The sequence below is a fragment of the Bacteriovorax stolpii genome, assembly GCF_002872415.1.
Classification (GTDB): domain Bacteria; phylum Bdellovibrionota; class Bacteriovoracia; order Bacteriovoracales; family Bacteriovoracaceae; genus Bacteriovorax; species Bacteriovorax stolpii.
The window spans coordinates 3,347,781-3,364,569 of the sequence record NZ_CP025704.1 but is presented as its reverse complement, the minus strand read 5'-3'; the positions used below and the strand labels follow the sequence as shown (position 1 = coordinate 3,364,569).

The 16,789-nt window shown below is 40.6% G+C and carries 21 protein-coding genes and 1 tRNA gene; 12 read left to right on the top strand and 10 right to left on the bottom strand.

Translation table 11 applies throughout. The features are described from left to right. The first annotated feature begins 1 nt into the window (after position 1). Complete coding sequence (locus C0V70_RS16585) at positions 2-898, top strand: polysaccharide deacetylase family protein (RefSeq protein WP_102244984.1); 897 nt, start codon at positions 2-4, stop codon at positions 896-898. 200 nt (positions 899-1,098) lie between these two features. Next, complete coding sequence (locus C0V70_RS16580) at positions 1,099-1,662, top strand: hypothetical protein (RefSeq protein ID WP_102244983.1); 564 nt, start codon at positions 1,099-1,101, stop codon at positions 1,660-1,662. A 197-nt stretch (positions 1,663-1,859) separates the two neighbouring features. On the opposite strand, the gene C0V70_RS16575 is transcribed toward C0V70_RS16580, so the two are convergent. Continuing rightward, positions 1,860-1,935 (bottom strand) — tRNA-His (locus C0V70_RS16575). A gap of 162 nt (positions 1,936-2,097) precedes the next feature. On the opposite strand from C0V70_RS16575, the gene C0V70_RS16570 reads away from it, so the two are divergent. Genes C0V70_RS16570 through arsB form a run of 8 tightly spaced genes read left to right on the top strand, consistent with a single transcriptional unit; the run spans position 2,098 to position 6,673 of the window. Continuing rightward, a complete protein-coding gene (locus C0V70_RS16570; protein ID WP_102244982.1) occupies positions 2,098-2,733 on the top strand; it encodes a hypothetical protein in 636 nt (211 codons plus the stop codon). Between the two features lie 6 nt (positions 2,734-2,739). Beyond that, positions 2,740-3,456, top strand: coding sequence for an HAD family hydrolase (locus C0V70_RS16565; RefSeq protein ID WP_102244981.1), 717 nt, complete (start codon positions 2,740-2,742; stop codon positions 3,454-3,456). Between the two features lie 53 nt (positions 3,457-3,509). After that, positions 3,510-3,758 carry a hypothetical protein gene (locus C0V70_RS19085; RefSeq protein WP_133566778.1) on the top strand — a complete coding sequence of 83 codons (249 nt, stop codon included), beginning with the start codon at positions 3,510-3,512 and terminating at the stop codon, positions 3,756-3,758. Positions 3,759-3,805: 47 nt separating this feature from the next. Further along, complete coding sequence (locus C0V70_RS16560; RefSeq protein WP_102244980.1) at positions 3,806-4,219, top strand: heavy metal-responsive transcriptional regulator; 414 nt, start codon at positions 3,806-3,808, stop codon at positions 4,217-4,219. 12 nt (positions 4,220-4,231) lie between these two features. After that, a complete protein-coding gene (locus C0V70_RS16555; RefSeq protein WP_102244979.1) occupies positions 4,232-4,657 on the top strand; it encodes an ArsI/CadI family heavy metal resistance metalloenzyme in 426 nt (141 codons plus the stop codon). Then, on the top strand, positions 4,657-5,085 hold the full coding sequence (locus C0V70_RS16550; protein WP_185903087.1) for an arsenate reductase ArsC: 429 nt from the start codon (positions 4,657-4,659) through the stop codon (positions 5,083-5,085). Before C0V70_RS16555 ends, C0V70_RS16550 begins: the two co-directional genes overlap by 1 nt. Next, positions 5,085-5,651 (top strand): hypothetical protein, encoded by a 567-nt coding sequence (locus C0V70_RS16545; protein ID WP_102244978.1) that lies wholly within the window; start codon positions 5,085-5,087, stop codon positions 5,649-5,651. Before C0V70_RS16550 ends, C0V70_RS16545 begins: the two co-directional genes overlap by 1 nt. After that, complete coding sequence (gene arsB, locus C0V70_RS16540) at positions 5,648-6,673, top strand: ACR3 family arsenite efflux transporter (protein WP_102244977.1); 1,026 nt, start codon at positions 5,648-5,650, stop codon at positions 6,671-6,673. The genes C0V70_RS16545 and arsB overlap by 4 nt, the downstream gene beginning before the upstream one ends. A gap of 18 nt (positions 6,674-6,691) precedes the next feature. Here arsB and C0V70_RS16535 read toward each other — a convergent pair whose 3' ends face one another. From C0V70_RS16535 to C0V70_RS16520, 5 genes are read right to left on the bottom strand one after another with little or no spacing between them, the layout of a single operon-like run. After that, positions 6,692-7,333 (bottom strand): DsbA family protein, encoded by a 642-nt coding sequence (locus C0V70_RS16535; RefSeq protein WP_102244976.1) that lies wholly within the window; start codon positions 7,331-7,333, stop codon positions 6,692-6,694. Beyond that, complete coding sequence (locus C0V70_RS16530; protein ID WP_102244975.1) at positions 7,330-7,761, bottom strand: disulfide bond formation protein B; 432 nt, start codon at positions 7,759-7,761, stop codon at positions 7,330-7,332. Before C0V70_RS16530 ends, C0V70_RS16535 begins: the two co-directional genes overlap by 4 nt. A gap of 37 nt (positions 7,762-7,798) precedes the next feature. Continuing rightward, the gene (locus tag C0V70_RS19080; protein WP_133566777.1) at positions 7,799-8,083 is read right to left on the bottom strand and encodes a hypothetical protein; all 285 of its coding nucleotides are present in this window, start codon (positions 8,081-8,083) and stop codon (positions 7,799-7,801) included. Next, complete coding sequence (locus tag C0V70_RS16525) at positions 8,084-9,157, bottom strand: RluA family pseudouridine synthase (RefSeq protein ID WP_102244974.1); 1,074 nt, start codon at positions 9,155-9,157, stop codon at positions 8,084-8,086. 19 nt (positions 9,158-9,176) lie between these two features. Then, on the bottom strand, positions 9,177-11,381 hold the full coding sequence (locus tag C0V70_RS16520) for a hypothetical protein (RefSeq protein ID WP_158649728.1): 2,205 nt from the start codon (positions 11,379-11,381) through the stop codon (positions 9,177-9,179). 46 nt (positions 11,382-11,427) lie between these two features. On the opposite strand from C0V70_RS16520, the gene C0V70_RS16515 reads away from it, so the two are divergent. Continuing rightward, complete coding sequence (locus C0V70_RS16515; protein ID WP_102244972.1) at positions 11,428-12,627, top strand: hypothetical protein; 1,200 nt, start codon at positions 11,428-11,430, stop codon at positions 12,625-12,627. After that, a complete protein-coding gene (locus tag C0V70_RS16510) occupies positions 12,624-13,490 on the top strand; it encodes a hypothetical protein (RefSeq protein WP_102244971.1) in 867 nt (288 codons plus the stop codon). Before C0V70_RS16515 ends, C0V70_RS16510 begins: the two co-directional genes overlap by 4 nt. Here C0V70_RS16510 and C0V70_RS16505 read toward each other — a convergent pair. Genes C0V70_RS16505 through C0V70_RS16490 form a run of 4 tightly spaced genes read right to left on the bottom strand, consistent with a single transcriptional unit; the run spans position 13,476 to position 16,780 of the window. After that, the gene (locus tag C0V70_RS16505) at positions 13,476-14,171 is read right to left on the bottom strand and encodes a hypothetical protein (RefSeq protein ID WP_102244970.1); all 696 of its coding nucleotides are present in this window, start codon (positions 14,169-14,171) and stop codon (positions 13,476-13,478) included. The genes C0V70_RS16510 and C0V70_RS16505 overlap by 15 nt on opposite strands. Beyond that, positions 14,171-15,328 (bottom strand): cysteine desulfurase family protein, encoded by a 1,158-nt coding sequence (locus tag C0V70_RS16500; RefSeq protein WP_102244969.1) that lies wholly within the window; start codon positions 15,326-15,328, stop codon positions 14,171-14,173. Before C0V70_RS16500 ends, C0V70_RS16505 begins: the two co-directional genes overlap by 1 nt. 11 nt (positions 15,329-15,339) lie before the next feature. Beyond that, on the bottom strand, positions 15,340-16,449 hold the full coding sequence (nadA, locus tag C0V70_RS16495; RefSeq protein WP_102244968.1) for a quinolinate synthase NadA: 1,110 nt from the start codon (positions 16,447-16,449) through the stop codon (positions 15,340-15,342). Between the two features lie 10 nt (positions 16,450-16,459). Further along, on the bottom strand, positions 16,460-16,780 hold the full coding sequence (locus C0V70_RS16490; RefSeq protein WP_102244967.1) for a rhodanese-like domain-containing protein: 321 nt from the start codon (positions 16,778-16,780) through the stop codon (positions 16,460-16,462). Positions 16,781-16,789 lie beyond the last annotated feature (9 nt).

Here is a 16,789-nt window from a genome sequence, read left to right as displayed (position 1 = left end):
CATGTTTAATTATAAATACATCATTACTTATGTTTCACTTTTATTTACCTTTTTTGTTCACGGTGGAGAAGTCTCCATTACCATTGATGATTTTAATTTTAATGATCAATTATTATCTGGAGAAGAAAGAAATAATGAAATTTTGAAAACTCTGACTAAACATAAAATCATAGCAGCTGGTTTTGTGACTACAAAGTATCTGAGTCTGCCAAATGCTCAGAATGGAGTTGAGGCCTGGAGTAAAGCCGGGCATCTCATTGGAAATCATACAGAAAATCATTTCAGTTATGCCAAAACAAACTTTAATGATTTCTCAAATGACGTTCTTCTGGCCGACGGTAAGCTAAAAGTTTTTAAAACTTTTCAAAAATTTTTCCGTTTTCCTTATTTAAAAGAAGGAGAGACAGAAGAGAAGAGAGATCAGTTGCGAAAGTTTTTAATCTCTCAAGGTTATAAAAATGGAGCCGTTACGATTGATGCTTCGGACTGGTATGTGAATAAGCGTATGCTGGATAAGCTTAAAGTTTATCCAGATTTTGATAAAACAAAGTTTCGCGATTTTTACTTAAAACACCTTTGGGATCGTACTCAATATTATTCAAGCCTTTCTCAGAAAACTCTTGGAAGAGATGTTAAACATACTTTGCTCCTTCATCACAACCTGACTACTGCTCTATTTTTGGATGATCTTATCGAAATGTTTAAGAGTAAGGGGTGGAAAGTCATTGATGCAACGGAAGCGTTTAATGATCCTATCTATAAATTGCAACCAAAGAATATCCCGGCCGGAGAGAGTCTTATCTGGGCGCTTGCTAAAGATAAAGGGGATAAAACTCTTCGTTATCCAGCAGAAGACGGTGAATATGAAAAAGCTGAAATGGATAAATTAGGATTGTAGCAATTTCTAATCATTAAAATCATTTTACCTGGTAGATGCGAATCAAACTGATTCCCGCAAGTCCTTGAGAGCTTGGATTACAAGAGCTAAAGTCTCAACCTTTACAAGTGACTTTATTTTTACGTGTCGTCCTTTCGGACGACAATGTTTTGTACTTATATCCTTACAATGGTTATGAACTCTTTTTTAAGGGATAATTTATGAAAATTAACAATATAATTTTAGCAACTTTAATCTTAATTTTATTTTCGTGTGGGCAAAGTTCCGGGGTAGCTCCAACAATCAGTGCAACAACGGGTGCAACAGATCCATCATGCCCAACATTTGTTAATGGTGACATGGCCTTGCCTGCCACAAGTTCGATCCTGTCAGGTACAGCCCCTACTGGATGGACAGGAGCTAACTACTCCACTGGTTTTTTGGAAGTTTATAAGGTTCACTCTAGTCAATCTTCTCCTGCAGCTGGGCAACAAGCAGCTTCCTTTGGTGGGTCGGGAGCGACATTGACTCAAGTTTTAACAGGGCTCACTGTGGGAAATCAATACACTATTTCCTTTGAGGCCGGAAGCGATCTTGTAGCTGCGGGAGTCGGGCAACTTAGTGTTAACGGAGTTGTGGTCAAGACTACTCCAACACTTCCCCAATCTTTTGCACCATTCACATCGTCAGTATTTACGGCCACCTCAACTACGGCAACAGTTGTCTTTACTGACACTGGGACTTCGCAACTTAATCTAACAGCTGTAGTGTTGAACTGTTTATAATTTTAAGCGCTAAGATTTTGTCTTCCATCTTTAGGACATGAATTTAGTGGTGAAGTTGTGGGCCAAGAAGAGTTCCAAATGTTCATTTAGAATTTTAGGCAAAAAAAAGCCCGGTGGGTTGACCGGGCCTTAATATGATCGCTTCTTACGAAGTTTTTCACCATGAATTTTGAGACGAAAACCACTCTAGAGAAGAATGGGGTGGCTGATGGGGCTCGAACCCACGACACCTAGAATCACAATCTAGTGCTCTACCGACTGAACTACAGCCACCATATTTTCGTAGGACATTTATAGGGGCATCACCCCATACAGTCAACGGAAATGTTCTCATATCTGGGGCTTATTGTAGTTTTTACCCATTAAATTTTGACTCTTTATCTTTTGTGCTATTAAATTAATTAAATGACATTATGCTTATTTAGGACGGTAAACATGAAGAATTTAAAAGGATTATCACTTTTGGCCTTAACTCTGTCAGTAGGACTGGGCTCTAGTGCAGCATTTGGTTATGGGATGGGGATTTCGACTTTCCCGCTAGCAGAAGACAAAAAAGTACTTTCAGCTGAGGTGACTGGTATCGTTTCTAACGGTGGCGGTGTTGGGCTTCAGGCAAGATACACTCAAAAACTAAACGAACTTTCATCAATTGATGCTGGTTTAGGGATTTCAGGTGGTGAGCGTTCAGCAAGACTATTTGCTGGTTACGACTACGAACTTTTCCCTGATTACGATATCCAACCTCGTACATCGATCAAAGCTTTCTTAGAAAACTCAAAAGAGTTCGGAACAAGAAGAAACATCATTGGACTTGCTCCAACTGTTTCAAAAGGTTTCAGCTTCTGGGGTAACGAAGCTTTCCCATATCTTTCACTTCCATACGGGATCAGCCTTGATGGCAAAAGAAACCGTTATGAAACAACTCTTAGTGCAAACATTGGTGTCTCTGGGGTGATCCCGGCAGAAAACCTGATCACTAACAAGCCAATCACGGCAAACGCTGAAGCCATCATTGGTCTAAAAGACAGCTTCACAGCGGTGTTCGTAGGATTTGGTTACCCGATCGAATAATTCATTATGTTTAAAATTGTTTTTAGCGATTTTGATGGGACTCTAACTTACAAAGAAGGTTTGGGTCCCATTTTTTTTGATGTTCTTTCTCACCTGGAGAAAAAACAGGTTCCTTTAGTTATCGTCACTGGCCGCTCACTTTCATGGGGGCATTTCCTTTTAACTCACTTTCCATTCTTAACTGACGTTATTGTTGAAGGTGGGGGAGCGATCGTTTCTCGCTCTGGGAAATTTATCACTGAAGAGTGCCTGATCTCTAAAGAAGAAGTAAAACGCCTGGCAGATTTTTGTGTGAGCTTTGAAAAGAAGTTCCCGAATGTTCCTCTTTCTGTGGATTCGTTCGGAAGAAAGACAGACAGAGCGATTGAGCTTCATGACCTGCAAGACGGAACACTTTTCCATCACATCGAAGACTATCTTCGCGAAGAAAAAATCAATTTCTCAACATCGAATGTTCACCTTAATTTCTGGTGTGGAGAAGTCTCTAAGTACAAAGCTGTTCAACATTACCTGGCCGCTAAAAAGACCGACGCTGAAGACTGCGTTTTCTTCGGCGACTCTCTCAATGACCAGACAATGTTTAAATCATTCAAAAACTCAGTGGGAGTGGCAAATATTTCCGCTGTCATCGATAGACTCGAGTACAAACCGACGACGATTCTTACAGGAGAAGACAACGTTGGTCCTTGGGGTGTTTTGAATTATTTGAAAAAAACACTATAAAACTTCGCAATTTTCGATTTTAAATAAGTCAGATCCTCCCTTACCTTTAAATAATGAATCAACACAACAAAGAATTAGAAGTTAAGAGCAACTGGTCTTATTTGTATCAAAAGTTTCAGCGCATAGATCCCAAGATGAGAAAGAATATTTTAATCGGCGCGAGCATGATTTTTTTAGTCGTGGGAACAGGTTTTTTGTTGGCCACAATCTCTCTGGTAAAGAGTGGAGTGAATTACTTTGATGCCAAAGTTGCTGACTTTGAAAATGCAAAGGCGCGAAAAAACACACCTGAAAATATCTAAAAAAATGTTTTGACCCTGTACCATACTACGGGGTTTATTATTGTTATATGAAAGATATAACAATCAAAAAACTAGCTGAACTTGTCGACATCAATCCAGAGACGATCCGCTTCTACCACCGCGAAGGGATTTTAAAAGAGCCTGCCAAAAGGGCCAATGGCTATCGTTATTATAACGAAGACCATGCCTTGCGCTTAAGTTTCATTAAACGTGCTAAGGACCTTGGGTTCACATTAAAAGAGATTAAGGATCTTTTTGAAATGAACCAAAAGTCCCGTGCGACCTGCGCGACGGTAAAGGTTAAGGCCGAAAACAAAATCGAAGAAATTGACCAGAAGATTGCAGACCTGATGCAAATTAAAAAATCATTGCAGGACCTCTGCCATGCCTGTGATGTGGGAAGCGCAGAAATGAAACAGTACCGGGTTATGGATTGTTTCGATGCTAGTTGCAAATGTTAAAAGGAGAAAATCATGAGAGCTCATTTATCAATCAATGTTTCCAATGTGGCCGAATCCGTAAAGTTTTATGAAAGAGTCTTTGGTGTAAAACCTCAAAAGATGACTGAGGACTATGCCAAGTTTGATTTAAAGTCTCCGGCCTTGAATTTTACTATGCAGTCAGGGGGCAATAGAGAGATCAGCAAAGTTAATCACCTTGGGATCGAAGTCGAATCTGCTGAGGCCATTACTCTTTGGGAAAATCTTCTGACGGAAAGAGGAGTACTCTCTAAAATCGAAGAAAATACGGAGTGCTGTTTTGCTAGACAAGATAAAATCTGGCTTCAAGACCCTGATGGGAACTCATGGGAGATTTTCTACGTCCATGAACAGTTGCCAATCTCATCGAAGCAATCCCTTTGCTCAACGACAAATTCTTTAGGGAAAAAGTGCTGTTAATGAAAAAACAAAAATTAAAAATTCTTTTCCTTTGTACAGGGAATTCATGCCGCTCTCAAATGGCCGAAGGGTGGGCCCGCCATTTCCACGGCGATAAATATGATTTTTACTCGGCCGGGATTGAAAAACATGGAATGAATAAAAGGGCGATTGCTGTTATGGGGGAAGCTGGAGTCGATATAACTCATCAGAGCTCTAAAACGCTTGAGGAGCTTGCTCCTATTGAATTTGACCTTGTTTATACTGTTTGTGGTCATGCGAATGAGCATTGCCCTTACTTCCCGGGGAGCTGCAAAGTTCTTCATGTGGGATTTGACGATCCTCCTAAACTTACCCTCGGAATGAGTAACGAGGAAGAAGTTTTATCGCAATACCGCCGGGTGAGAGATGAAATTCGTGAATTTGTTAAGAACCTGAAGGTAGACTAATGGCTGCACAATATATCTCTCTTGGCATACTGCTGATTTTTTCAATTCTTTCATTTGTAGATGGTGTTTATATTCATCTTCTTCATTATCGCTTACAAGAGCAGACCGCTTCTAAATACGAGCATTACTTGCATAGTTTAAGAGCTCTTTTGTTCTTTTTAATACTACTTTTTATTTATTACTTTAGGTCCTCTGGAATTTGGCTTTGGATTGGGTGTTTCTTCATTCTGTTTGATTATATTATTGAATCAATAGATATGTTTGCAGAAAAAGAGAGTCGCCAGGAACTTGGAGGATTACCTAGTTTTGAGTATTGGCTGCATGGTACTTTAGTTATGTTAAGAAGCTTATCTCTCGGACTGTGGTTTTCATCCATTTCTCTTTCAAGATTTAATTTAAACGACTCGGCAATGAAGGCTCACCTTACAGGTCTTTCTTCCTTGTTGATTGAACAGATTTTGATTTCTACTTTATGTGTTGTTGGTTTACATATTCTGCTCATTTTTAGACCAAATGCCTTAAGAGCTATTCAATGGCAATGCTGTAAAAACGAGGTAATGAAATGAGAAAATTATCTCTTCTTGATAATTACCTGACGCTATGGATTTTTATAGCGATGGCCATCGGAGTGTTGATCTCCAGGTTTATTCCGGAATTTTCAACTCAAATACAAAATATGAGTTATGGCCCGACTTCAATTCCAATTGCCATAGGTCTTATTGTCATGATGTATCCTCCACTTGCAAAGGTAAAATATGAGCAAATTGGAAGAGTTTTTAAAAATAAAAAAATTCTTTTTTTATCTTTAGTGCAGAATTGGGTGATTGGCCCGTTTCTCATGTTCTTCTTGGCCCTGATTTTTTTACAAGGTCACTCTGATTATATGCTCGGATTGATTTTAATAGGACTGGCCAGATGTATTGCCATGGTTTTGGTTTGGAATGACCTGGCCAATGGTAATCGAGAGTATTGTGCCGGACTAGTCGCTTTCAATTCCGTCTTTCAGATATTATTTTTCCCTCTCTATTCGGTCTTTTTTATTACTTTTTTGCCCGAATTTTTTGGAGAGCATGGACTGGAAGTTCATTTTTCGATGATTGAGATTGCTAAAAATGTAGGAATTTATCTTGGAGTACCTTTTATTGCAGGATTTTTGACGAGATTTTATTTTGTAAAAAACAAAGGGGAGCTATGGTATGAAGAGCATGTTGCCGCCAAAATTGGACCGCTCGCTTTAGTGGCCTTGCTTTTTACAATTGTTGTGATGTTTTCTTTAAAGGGCGATAAAATTATCGAGCTTCCCTTTGATGTGATAAGAATTTCAATTCCACTTTTAATTTATTTTGTCGCTATGTTTCTTCTCTCCTTTTTTCTAAGTAAAAAGATGGGGGCAAGTCATTCTGAGTCGACAACTCTTTCCTTTACCGCGGCCTCTAATAATTTTGAGCTTGCTATTGCAGTGGCCATTGCAACATTTGGTATCAATCATGGAGCGGCCTTTGCCGCTGTGATCGGGCCCCTTGTAGAAGTACCTATTATGTTAGGACTGGTTCATGTGGCAGGATGGTTAAAGAAGGTGCAGTTATAAACTGCACCATGAAATAGACTAGCGCTTTAATTCAGATTCGATTGCTTCTTTCAAGTCCTGATAGCTCAGTCTCATTAACATTTTTCCATTGATGAAGAATGTTGGTGTTCCTTGAACTCCCAATTGGTGACCATCGGCCATATCTTTGGCCAGGGCCGCTTTGAAAGTGATGTCTTCATACGACTTGTTGAACTCTTCGATATTAAGGTTAAGTTCTCTGGCAAACTTTTCAAAAATAGAGTTCACTGGTTCTTTCTGGTGAGACCATTCGTTTTGTCTCTCTAGCATGAAGTTGTACATTTCCCAGAATTTCCCTTGCTTCCCAGCGCCTTCAAGCGCAAGAGCTGCAAAGTGAGAGTTCCCGTGAAAAAGCATGTAGCGAGCGACAAGTTGAACATCGTTAGGATACTCAGAAATAACTTTCTGAAGAATTGGGTGAAAAGCTGCGCAACCTTCGCATTCAGGGTCAAAGAATTCAACGACTGTTACTTTCGCTGAGGCTGGGCCCTTCGTGTAGTTGCCTTCTCTTAAAAGTGTAGCTTGAGGAGGTGTTGCTGTTGTGATTTCTTCTTCTTTTTTCCCGTTAACATACCAAAGAGTAACAGCAAAAAGGATGATTGCAGCAATAGGTAGAAGAATAAATTTAATATCTTTTTTCATGAGTGTGATTTCCTTGTGTTTTTGTAAAAGAGAATAAGACAAATATGTGTAATAGTTAAACTTGTGAAGGCCATGAGTGGAATGGTGATAAATCCTAAAAACTCAATCTGTTTACTAGTGCAAGAGACTCCGCTGGTGCAGGTCTTAATCGCTTCAGGGATAATCTTGTAGTAAAGCAGGTTGTGGTAAAGAGAGATAATCCATCCAATACTGACTAATGGAATCGTGTATGAAAAAACATTTTCATCTTTTTTCAAGAATCCTACGGCCAGAAGGATACTTAGCGGAAAGATACAGATGCGCTGGTACCAGCAAAGGGTACACGGAGGCAACATCATAAAATTGCTAAAGTATATTGATCCAGCAAAGGACACGATGTTCACTAGCCACGCGAAGTATATAAGCGTGAAGTTATCTTTAAATTTCATAAAAATCCTGAGTATGTGTAGCAATAATTAAAAAAAATTAAGCTAGCGCCATGGGGGGACGATCGACCGCGGGGATAAAGTTCATTTCTTCTGTGTGGATAAGTTGAAAAAATATTTGTCTTAAAAAAGTAGGCTTAAAGAAAAAAAGATGAGGAATGGATTTAATGTCATAGGCCGTCTCTGGTGTTGTGCCACAGACAGAACACTGGCTTGAAGAAGAGTGTCTTTCTTCACAACAAAAGTATCCCTTCTCACATGAAAATGACAGCGAGAGTGAAATCACAATTGAAAGGAGTGAAGCGAGAACCAGAAGTTTCTTCATTTAGAAACTATTGTAGTATTTTTTTACGGTTAATTGAATCTTTTCTTCAATTTCAGAAGGCCTAAACGGAGTTTTTTGTTCAATCCATTCGCGAAGATCATTAGGAATTTTGGTAATAAAAAGCTTTTCTTCACCCTTGTATGGGATTTTTAGAGCGATAGCATGCAGGGCGTGACGAGGAAGCTGCATTTCTTCAAAGTCTTCTTCCGTGGCCAGATGATCTTTGAAGCGCTGGAACATTTCATAGCTTCCTAAATAGAGTTTATCTCCAATGAGAGGAATGCCATGGGCCTTGGCGTGAACACGGATCTGATGCTGGCGTCCTGTTTGCGGGCAGGCGATTCCAATGACGTAGTCATCGTTTTTTTCCAGAATATAGAAGAACGTGCGAGCATGTTTTCCTTCTAAAGAGTTTTCCGGATAAGACTGAACTAAAATGCGCTTTAGGCCTTCATCAGGATTTCCCATGCGCTCATTGGCCACAAAATAATCCTGGTGTTTAAAGTCATTTGTAATTTTCGCGATAAAAAGATAACACTTTTTAACATCATCATCTTCAAAGCGCTCCATCATCTCAGTTGCCATCTTAGGATTTTTTCCCAGCATTAAGATGCCGGATGTTTCACGGTCGATGCGGTGAAGAGAGTGAATGGTATGATTGTATTTCATTTCAAAGAAGACAGTGGCACAGTTAAATAAATGTCTTCCGGCCGGGTGAGTGGACATAAAAGCTGGCTTGGAAATAACGATTAGGTCCTGGTCTTCATAAACAATATCTGGAGTTGTCTGAAGATCCAGTTTCTTTCCTTTCCAGTACTCGTCTTCATATTGGCTCTTGTAAAACTTAATGATGATTTCATCGCGGTGATGAATAGGGCTTGAGGGTTTATGAGTGCCGGGGCGACCGACGATCTCGATTTCACCACTTTTAATTTTCTTTTTAATAATTTCACGCGAGAACGATTCTAAATAGACGCCAAGAAACTGATCCAGTCTCATGCCATCGTGCTCTTCGTCCGCCATATGGCGGACTTCGAAGAGATCATCTCGGTAAATTTTATGAATTACAGTCATTTCAAAAAAGGTGCAAAGTCTAGTAGCGTTCCTTGATCAGGAATTTTACTAACGACATCGCAGCTCCCTCAGTATAGCCAAAGCGGGTTTCTAAGTTCGACAGGACAGACTTAATTAACTTTCTATTCTCATCAGAAAGTGGTGAGTTTTGTCCAGGCCCTAGTGTTTTGGCGTATTCTGCTTCAAAGAAGACGATATTGCGAGAAATGTTTTGAATAATCTTCTTTTGCTCACTTCTATAAGACTCTTGTAGACGGTCTACTAAATCAGGGAAAACGTCAGTGTAAATCAGAGTTTTACCGCGGTTATCCAGTGAGTAGGCACCTAGTTTTGATAGAAGGTGAGAGCGGAATGTTTTTGAGTCTTCTTTTAGACCAATAGCTGCTTCAAATTCTTTAATGAAGAAGTCATCCGGGTCTACGAATTTCCCCATCGCGATGTTTTTGATTTTCTCGCCTTTGTTTAAAGCATTGATGTTTTCAATGTAGCGGCGGATGTAGTCTTCGTATGAGCGGTCATCCACAAGTCCAAGAGCACTTCTTAGCTCGCGGTCGAAGTTATTTAAGTTGTGCTCCTTAATGAGCTCCAGGTAGCGGGCCGGGTTGTGGTAATCCGCTTGAGGGGCCATGTTAAGGAAGTCGTATTCACTCTTCTTTTGAATTAAGTGCTGAAGGTACTCAAGCACTTCTACGAAAGTGACATTTTTATGAAGTGAAGAAAGCCTGAAGACGATGTGTTTAACATCGCGAGGAGAAAGACCAAACTTTCCTTCATACAAGCTGTCGTTAACGTATTCATTTACAATTTCATCAAAACCTTGTTTTAGGATTTGTTTTGATTCAACATCCAATTTCTCTGGAAGCTCCATTCCTGCAAGGTAAAGAGCTTTTTCAAGTGGGTTCAGGTTTGTAGCGATATTCGCTAGCTTTTTATCATTGTAATTTTTTGTCTGGCAAACTCTCAAACGCGACATAACGGCAAAGAAGCAAAGAGCATTTAGTGCATGAGGCGAAAAGTGAGAGCGGTCTTTAATTCCTTCCACTTGTTCAGAGTAAATTTTTTCTTCATGCCTTACATCAAGAAGATAAGGAACTGTAATGAAGTTGAATCTTCCTTTAAATGAATTGAAGTCCGGGTGCTGTTTAAAAGCAGCAAGGTGGATTTCATTTGAAGTCCCGATAAAGAAAATATCCAGTTCAGTTAAAATCCCTTGCAGGTTGATTGAACCAGTTTCCATTGTCATTAAGAGATATTTGTAAGCATCAAGTGGACGCTTAAGAAGATCGGAGTACTCAAGCACTCCACGGTTGGCCATGACAGCTTCACCTTGAAGAGAAAAAAGATTTAACGACTGAAGACTTGGCGGAAGACTTGCGAGCCTCTTGTCCATCGTGATTTGTTGCATGCGAGCATCAACATGGATTTGAGGTTCGATTGTCACAGCAGCAGTTGAGTAACGTTTGCTGATTGAAAATCTTTCAACACGGATGTGCTTTAAGACTTCCTGGTGTTTGCCTTTGTAATTTTTTAAAAGGGCATCGTAGATCATGCGGTTTCTTTTTGAGAGGTCACCGCGGTATAGATAAGATTTTCTGATTGAGGCCAGAAGTCTTTCATCGCCTTTAAGCGCTTCTTCAATAAGTTTTTGTCTGTGCTCTTTTGGAACTAATAATAGCGGGTGATCTTTTAGTTCACTTGGCATGATCGCCGAAATTTCTTTATCTTCCAGGTAGGCGAAACTTCCGTGCTGACTTTCGCGAATAGTGCTGGTTAATCCCAGAGAGCCCTTCACATAAGTGTCCAGCGGGAAGATCCAGCTGAAAGAATAAAGTTTTCCTGATTCTGTTTCAGAGTATTCTTCCAAACCTTTGATCATCTTATTTACTAGAGATGACTTAGAAGAACCGTTAGGTCCAATAAGCAGAATGAACTTGTTGTTAAATCCTTCTTCGCTGAAGTTCACCAGGTTTTGGTAAAGCGCCTGTTGCACTTTTACTTGTCCATGAACAGCAGGAGAGTCCGGGTGCTTCATTCCAAAAAGTTTAAATGATCCATCGCTGTTAACACCGTAGTGGTTAAGCATGTCACGGATATATTCATACGTTGGACGACATTCTAGTTTTGCATTTTTTTCGAAAACGTCCATGTAGTCAGAAAATGAAAGTGTTTCTAAATTTGCATCGCTTTGTTCAGAAGCTTGATTAATCCAATCTTGATAACTCATAAGTGTATTTCCTTTGAGGGCATTGTTAGTTATATTGTAATCTCTTATGAAAAATTTCAAAAGGTTCATTGTTCCAGTAGCTCTTTGTGCCGTCTTAATCGGTGCTGGAATTGCTGTTTTTATGAAAGGAGTTCCAAAAAGCGATAAACCTGATTATTTTGTTCAAGAAAAAGCTGGTTTAAATCGCCTTATTCAAAACTCTTCAGAGATTCATCGCATGTGGATTGAAGGGGAAGAGTCTCGCGAATGGAGCCTGATGAAGGCCGACTGCTTGAAGTATCTGGAAGTGAATCAAAAGTTTGATGAATCACTTTTGCGCTGTAACCCGATTCTGCTTCAGTGCCACGCTTTGTTCTCAAAAAATCTCAATTACAAAATCATAAACCTGGAAGAAGTTAAAAATCTTCCTTACCGCTATCTCACGAAGTCCAATAGTTCTTATGGAGGACTTCGCGAAGTCGGTGTGGCGATGACGATTGAAGATCCGGCGACAAAAAGAAAACTGGATATTTTTTTAGAAGACCAGTGCCAGGAAGTTTATTTAGAGCAGAGAGCTTACGCTTACGGTGAGCAGGTTCAGGAAAAAGATGCGGAAGACTACCGCTTTGATAATTTCAACCGTCATATTTATTTCGATACACACTTGGTGACCAATGGAGAAATCAATCAATGGATTCGTTTTGGAAATCCTGATTTTACTCGTGGACTAAGAGAAAAAAAGGGAGATGACCTCTTTCTTCCTGCGGTGGATTTAACGTTTAATCAGATGGAGAACTACTGCTCTTTTAAGGGCAGACAAGTCATGCTTGCTCATATCTTTGATGCAGCTACATTTCTTCCAATGGATTTGGGAGATAAAATCCCAAAGAGAAACCTGCGCTCGCCTTATTATTGGACGAAAAAAGCAAGTGAGTACAAGTCAGACTGCAATTTGATTTACTCTAAAGATTGCTTAAGTAAAAAGGCCTATAGCTTAAATTCCACTGAGCCAAGCTGGTCGGGGCTGCGCGATTCAATGGGTGGAGTGTTCGAAGCATTTAGAAATCCGATTGACCCCGACAGCAATTTGAAGGCTTCATCATTTTATTTTGATTCAAAATCTTCATGGCATAAATTAGGTTTTCGCGCCGGATGGGACGGAGAAGGGTTTGACTTGAGAAATTTTGATTTCAGAGGACTTAATCCTTTTGTTGCTGTTGAGAAATTCCAGGTAGGCTTTCGTTGCATGCGCGAGGTGATGCAATGAAAATCCTAAACCTCCTTATGCTCGTTCTGCTTTTTTCATGCGTAAAAAATAATGAAAAAATGAGTGTCGCTGAAATGGATTTAAGGCTTTCAGAAGAGTGGATTTATACCACTGCGCTGGGTGGACTTAAGAATTCTGGCGAAGTGATTTTAAGACCTCCTGGTTTTGAACAACTGGTAGTTTCAGTTACTCTGCCGGCAAAAGGCGGACTCAACCAAATACGCCAGTGTCTCTATTATACGGTTCCTTATAAAGAAATCGCCGGTAGTTTAAAAGTGATGGAGCTAAAGAATCTGGAAGGCTGTCCGGAGACAGCAGAAAGAGGAGAAAAGCTTCTTGAACTTCAAGGTCTCTCAAACCTGGCCGTTAGTTTTACGCGCTTTAAGCTGACTTTGGAGTTTGATTACCAGAAAGAAAAAAAGAAAATTGAAATCCCAATGCCTAACATTGAGTCAGGCCTGGTTCATGAAAAATACAAGGCCCTATCTGAAAGAAGTATGATTAGCGGATTAAAATTTCTTCGCTTAAACGACGACAGTTTTGATTTTGGTAGCAATAGATATTTAGGAAAGATCTCAGACCGCTTTAGCCGAGGGACGGCCATCAGATGCCATCAGGTGAATAAAAACTGCGAGACAGTGGGGGAAAACCGCTGTGGCGACTGCCGCTACGGTTGGTATGAAGTTGTCGATTTCCAGTGTCCACAAGGTGGATCAAAATTCTGTGGTCAAAATCACTGCGGAGAAAAAAATGAACCAGCTTGCCCGCGCGGGGTAAAAGTCGTGCCAGAGGAAGAGGCGGGGATTTGCCAAAGTGACTTAGAGCCGGTGCTTAACGCCGATAAAATCTTAGTCTGCCAGTGAGTTAATGAAATTAGGTGGAAGTCTTTCCATCACTTCATTGATGTCTGCACCCATTGTATGAACAATCACAAATGAAGTGAGTGGCCTTTCCGGATTCGCAGCTAGCGGGTCTTTTAGCGCCGCTTTTCTGGCGCGAAGGATGGCCAGGACATAGTCGCTTACTAAAAATTTATCCATTGAAAGAAGCTTATCGATGTTTTTATCTGAAAGCCCAATCAGTGCGACGCCATCGTGGATGACGTAAGGAGTGATATTTGATTTAGCGATAATGTTGTCTTCGTTTAGGTCGACAACTGAGCTGTTTAGGAATTTCTGAGGGTATTTCTCAAAAGAGATTTCTTGTTGATCAGCGATAATGAAGTCTTCGATTGAAAGGTTAACAATGTCGATTCCTTTACCAGTTAAAGAATCTAAAACGGCCATGTTTTGAGCTTTTGAAGCATTGGCCTTCAATAAGTGACCAGTGTGCACGATAAAAACGTTTTCATTTGTTTTATCGACAATGGCTTCTCTCGCTTCAATTTTATTTGTTAGGTAAAGCGGAAAAGGAACGCTGTGGTTTTTCACCACTCCAGTGCTTGCTGAAGAAATCGAAACGCTGTTTTTTTTCTGTGAGCTTGAACAAGAAGCCACTACCAGCATTGCGAGGATGAGAAGGAACTGGAATTTAAATTTTGTCATTAGAAGCTCTTTACCTTAGTCAGTTTTGTATAAGCTTTTGTCAGTGCATCTGCCAGTTGATCATAGTACTCAAGAGGTGAGTTCAGGCAAAGACTGATGCGAACAACACCGCGACCGACATCGTCTTCAACGCCCATGGCGCGTAGAACTTTAGAAGTCACTGGCATATTGTCAGAGCAGGCAGAAGAAGTGGTGACAAAGATGTCTTGAGACTCAAGCTCAATTTGCACCGCTTGTCCGTGAATTCCTGGGTATGAAATGTATGTAGTCGAAGCAAGTCTTGGAGCTTTTTCCCCGATGATAACGACATTTGGGAAAGCTTTTTTCATCTTAGCTTCGAACTCAAGTCTTTTTTCAGCAAGAGCATTAAGATTATTTAAAACACTGTCGATTGCTGTTAGAGCAACAGCAAGAGTTTCGTTTCCAAGATAGTTCTGAGTTCCACCGCGGTGACCTTTTTCCTGGCCTCCACCGATGATTAAGGGCTTTAGAGTTGTCGCGTCTTTTACTAAAAGAATCCCTGTTCCCGTCATCGCTCCCAGCTTGTGGCCAGAGCATACAGCGTAATCGAAGTTTGATTCTTTGAAGTTAAAGCGCGTTTTACCGATGAACTGAGTTGTATCGCACAGGAAAGGGATGTTGTTAGACTTACAAAGATCGTTGATTTCTTTGTATGGCTGAATAACACCAGTTTCGTTGTTTGCGGCCATGATCGAAACCATAGCGATATTAGATTTTTCCTCAGCAATCCACTTTTTAAGTGTCTCAAGTTCAACCACACCATCTTTAGTGACTGGAAGAACTTTTACATTGTAGCCTTTTTCAGAAGCGTAGTAGTTAGCTGTATTGATGATGGCAGAGTGCTCGATTCCAGAAATGATGATCGTTTTTTTCGTGTTTTTGTCACAGCCTAAAACGCTGTGGAAAACAGTTGAGATCCCTTCAGTGGCCCCAGAGTTAAAAATCACTTGGTCATAATCAGCGCCTAATACCTTAGCGCAAACCGCCCTCGCATTCTCCATCCCCATAAGTGTTTTAGCACCAAGGTGATGGATAGCATTTGGGTTAGCAAATGGTCCTTTTTCAAGTCTCTTTAAAAGATACTCTTTTACTGGAGGAGAAAGGGGGGCACTGCCGTTATAGTCTGCGTAAATCATATGTCCTTCTTTTATTTAATAGCGAGCATTCTATCGAGCGCCTTCATAGAAGAGTGCGCGATATCTTCTGGTACACTAATAATATTTATCGGCTTATTCTCTTTGATCGCACGGAAACTGGCAAGTAACCAACGCGGTCTTACGCGGTACATAGTTGTGCAAAGACATTGATAAGGCGATAGCGAAACAATTTTTTTATCTGGGAACTGGGCGGCCAGGCGGTTAACCAGGTTGATCTCGGTTCCTACGGCGAACTTACTTCCTGCTGGAGACTTGGCGATTTTATCGATGATGTACGAAGTTGACCCGTTATCATCACTTGCTGCCACAACATCAAATGGACACTCTGGGTGAACGATGACAGTCATTTCCGGGTCTTTTTTCTTAATCGCTAAGACCTGATCTTTAGTGAATCCCTGGTGAACTGAACAGAAGCCGTACCATAGGATGACTTTTGCTTTGTCGATTTGTTCACTCGTTAATCCACCGTTAAGCATGTTTGGATTATAGATCACCATGTCTTCAAGCGGAATACCCATTTTGAAACAAGTGTTGCGCCCTAAGTGCTGGTCAGGGAAGAAAAGCAGCTTCTCACCTTGTGAGAGCGCCCATGAGATAATTTTTTCTGCGTTTGATGACGTACAAATACTTCCGCCGTTATCGCCAACGAAAGCTTTCAGTGTCGCCGCACAGTTGATGTACGTTACCGGAACAACTTTTTCTTTCGTCGATTTCTGGATGAAGTTCCATGCGCGGTCGATTTCAGATCTTCTTGCCATGTCGGCCATCGAGCATCCGGCCTTTAAGTCGGGAAGGATGACTTTCTGGTTTTTCGACGTCAGCATGTCCGCTGTTTCGGCCATAAAGTGTACACCACAGAAAATGATGTATTCTTTATCCAGCTTAGCAGCTTCGCGCGCCAGTTGAAGCGAGTCACCTGTGATGTCTGCGAACTCGATCACGTCGTCTTGTTGGTAGTGGTGACCAAGCACCACAACCTTGTCTTTTAATTCTTCTTTAAGCTTTCTTAGTTCAACTAAAACGTCAGCATCTGAAAGCTCTGCTTCCGTGATGGTTGGTTTGTAGCTGTCTTCTTGCTCTTCAGAAAATAAATCTAACATTTCTTTTTCCTTATGCCTTAACAGGGAATCCAGCTTCCTGCCATGCCATGATTCCACCTTCAAGATTGTTTAGGTCGCTAAAGCCTTTTGAAAGAAGGAACATGCATGCGTTCATACTTCTTTTTCCGCTTCTACACTGAACAACGATCGGGGCATTTTTATCCGTTAACACAGTTTCGTATTTTTCCTGGAAAGTAGAAAGTGGGATAAGAGTTGCGCCCTCAATGTGCGCTTCATTCCACTCTTCTTGCTCGCGGCAGTCGATGAAAACGAAGTTTTCTTTGTTATCTAATTTGCTTTTTAATTCTTGTACGTCGATTTCTTTAATCATGGTTAATCC

Excerpts from the sequence above, each read along its gene's own strand:
- C0V70_RS16585 (WP_102244984.1), top strand. The coding sequence starts at position 2 with ATGTTTAATTATAAATACATCATTACTTATGTTTCACTTTTATTTACC.
- C0V70_RS16580 (WP_102244983.1), top strand. The coding sequence starts at position 1,099 with ATGAAAATTAACAATATAATTTTAGCAACTTTAATCTTAATTTTATTT.
- C0V70_RS16570 (WP_102244982.1), top strand. The coding sequence starts at position 2,098 with ATGAAGAATTTAAAAGGATTATCACTTTTGGCCTTAACTCTGTCAGTA.
- C0V70_RS16565 (WP_102244981.1), top strand. The coding sequence starts at position 2,740 with ATGTTTAAAATTGTTTTTAGCGATTTTGATGGGACTCTAACTTACAAA.
- C0V70_RS19085 (WP_133566778.1), top strand. The coding sequence starts at position 3,510 with ATGAATCAACACAACAAAGAATTAGAAGTTAAGAGCAACTGGTCTTAT.
- C0V70_RS16560 (WP_102244980.1), top strand. The coding sequence starts at position 3,806 with ATGAAAGATATAACAATCAAAAAACTAGCTGAACTTGTCGACATCAAT.
- C0V70_RS16555 (WP_102244979.1), top strand. The coding sequence starts at position 4,232 with ATGAGAGCTCATTTATCAATCAATGTTTCCAATGTGGCCGAATCCGTA.
- C0V70_RS16550 (WP_185903087.1), top strand. The coding sequence starts at position 4,657 with ATGAAAAAACAAAAATTAAAAATTCTTTTCCTTTGTACAGGGAATTCA.
- C0V70_RS16545 (WP_102244978.1), top strand. The coding sequence starts at position 5,085 with ATGGCTGCACAATATATCTCTCTTGGCATACTGCTGATTTTTTCAATT.
- arsB (WP_102244977.1), top strand. The coding sequence starts at position 5,648 with ATGAGAAAATTATCTCTTCTTGATAATTACCTGACGCTATGGATTTTT.
- C0V70_RS16535 (WP_102244976.1), bottom strand. The coding sequence starts at position 7,333 with ATGAAAAAAGATATTAAATTTATTCTTCTACCTATTGCTGCAATCATC.
- C0V70_RS16530 (WP_102244975.1), bottom strand. The coding sequence starts at position 7,761 with ATGAAATTTAAAGATAACTTCACGCTTATATACTTCGCGTGGCTAGTG.
- C0V70_RS19080 (WP_133566777.1), bottom strand. The coding sequence starts at position 8,083 with ATGAAGAAACTTCTGGTTCTCGCTTCACTCCTTTCAATTGTGATTTCA.
- C0V70_RS16525 (WP_102244974.1), bottom strand. The coding sequence starts at position 9,157 with ATGACTGTAATTCATAAAATTTACCGAGATGATCTCTTCGAAGTCCGC.
- C0V70_RS16520 (WP_158649728.1), bottom strand. The coding sequence starts at position 11,381 with ATGAGTTATCAAGATTGGATTAATCAAGCTTCTGAACAAAGCGATGCA.
- C0V70_RS16515 (WP_102244972.1), top strand. The coding sequence starts at position 11,428 with ATGAAAAATTTCAAAAGGTTCATTGTTCCAGTAGCTCTTTGTGCCGTC.
- C0V70_RS16510 (WP_102244971.1), top strand. The coding sequence starts at position 12,624 with ATGAAAATCCTAAACCTCCTTATGCTCGTTCTGCTTTTTTCATGCGTA.
- C0V70_RS16505 (WP_102244970.1), bottom strand. The coding sequence starts at position 14,171 with ATGACAAAATTTAAATTCCAGTTCCTTCTCATCCTCGCAATGCTGGTA.
- C0V70_RS16500 (WP_102244969.1), bottom strand. The coding sequence starts at position 15,328 with ATGATTTACGCAGACTATAACGGCAGTGCCCCCCTTTCTCCTCCAGTA.
- nadA (WP_102244968.1), bottom strand. The coding sequence starts at position 16,449 with ATGTTAGATTTATTTTCTGAAGAGCAAGAAGACAGCTACAAACCAACC.
- C0V70_RS16490 (WP_102244967.1), bottom strand. The coding sequence starts at position 16,780 with ATGATTAAAGAAATCGACGTACAAGAATTAAAAAGCAAATTAGATAAC.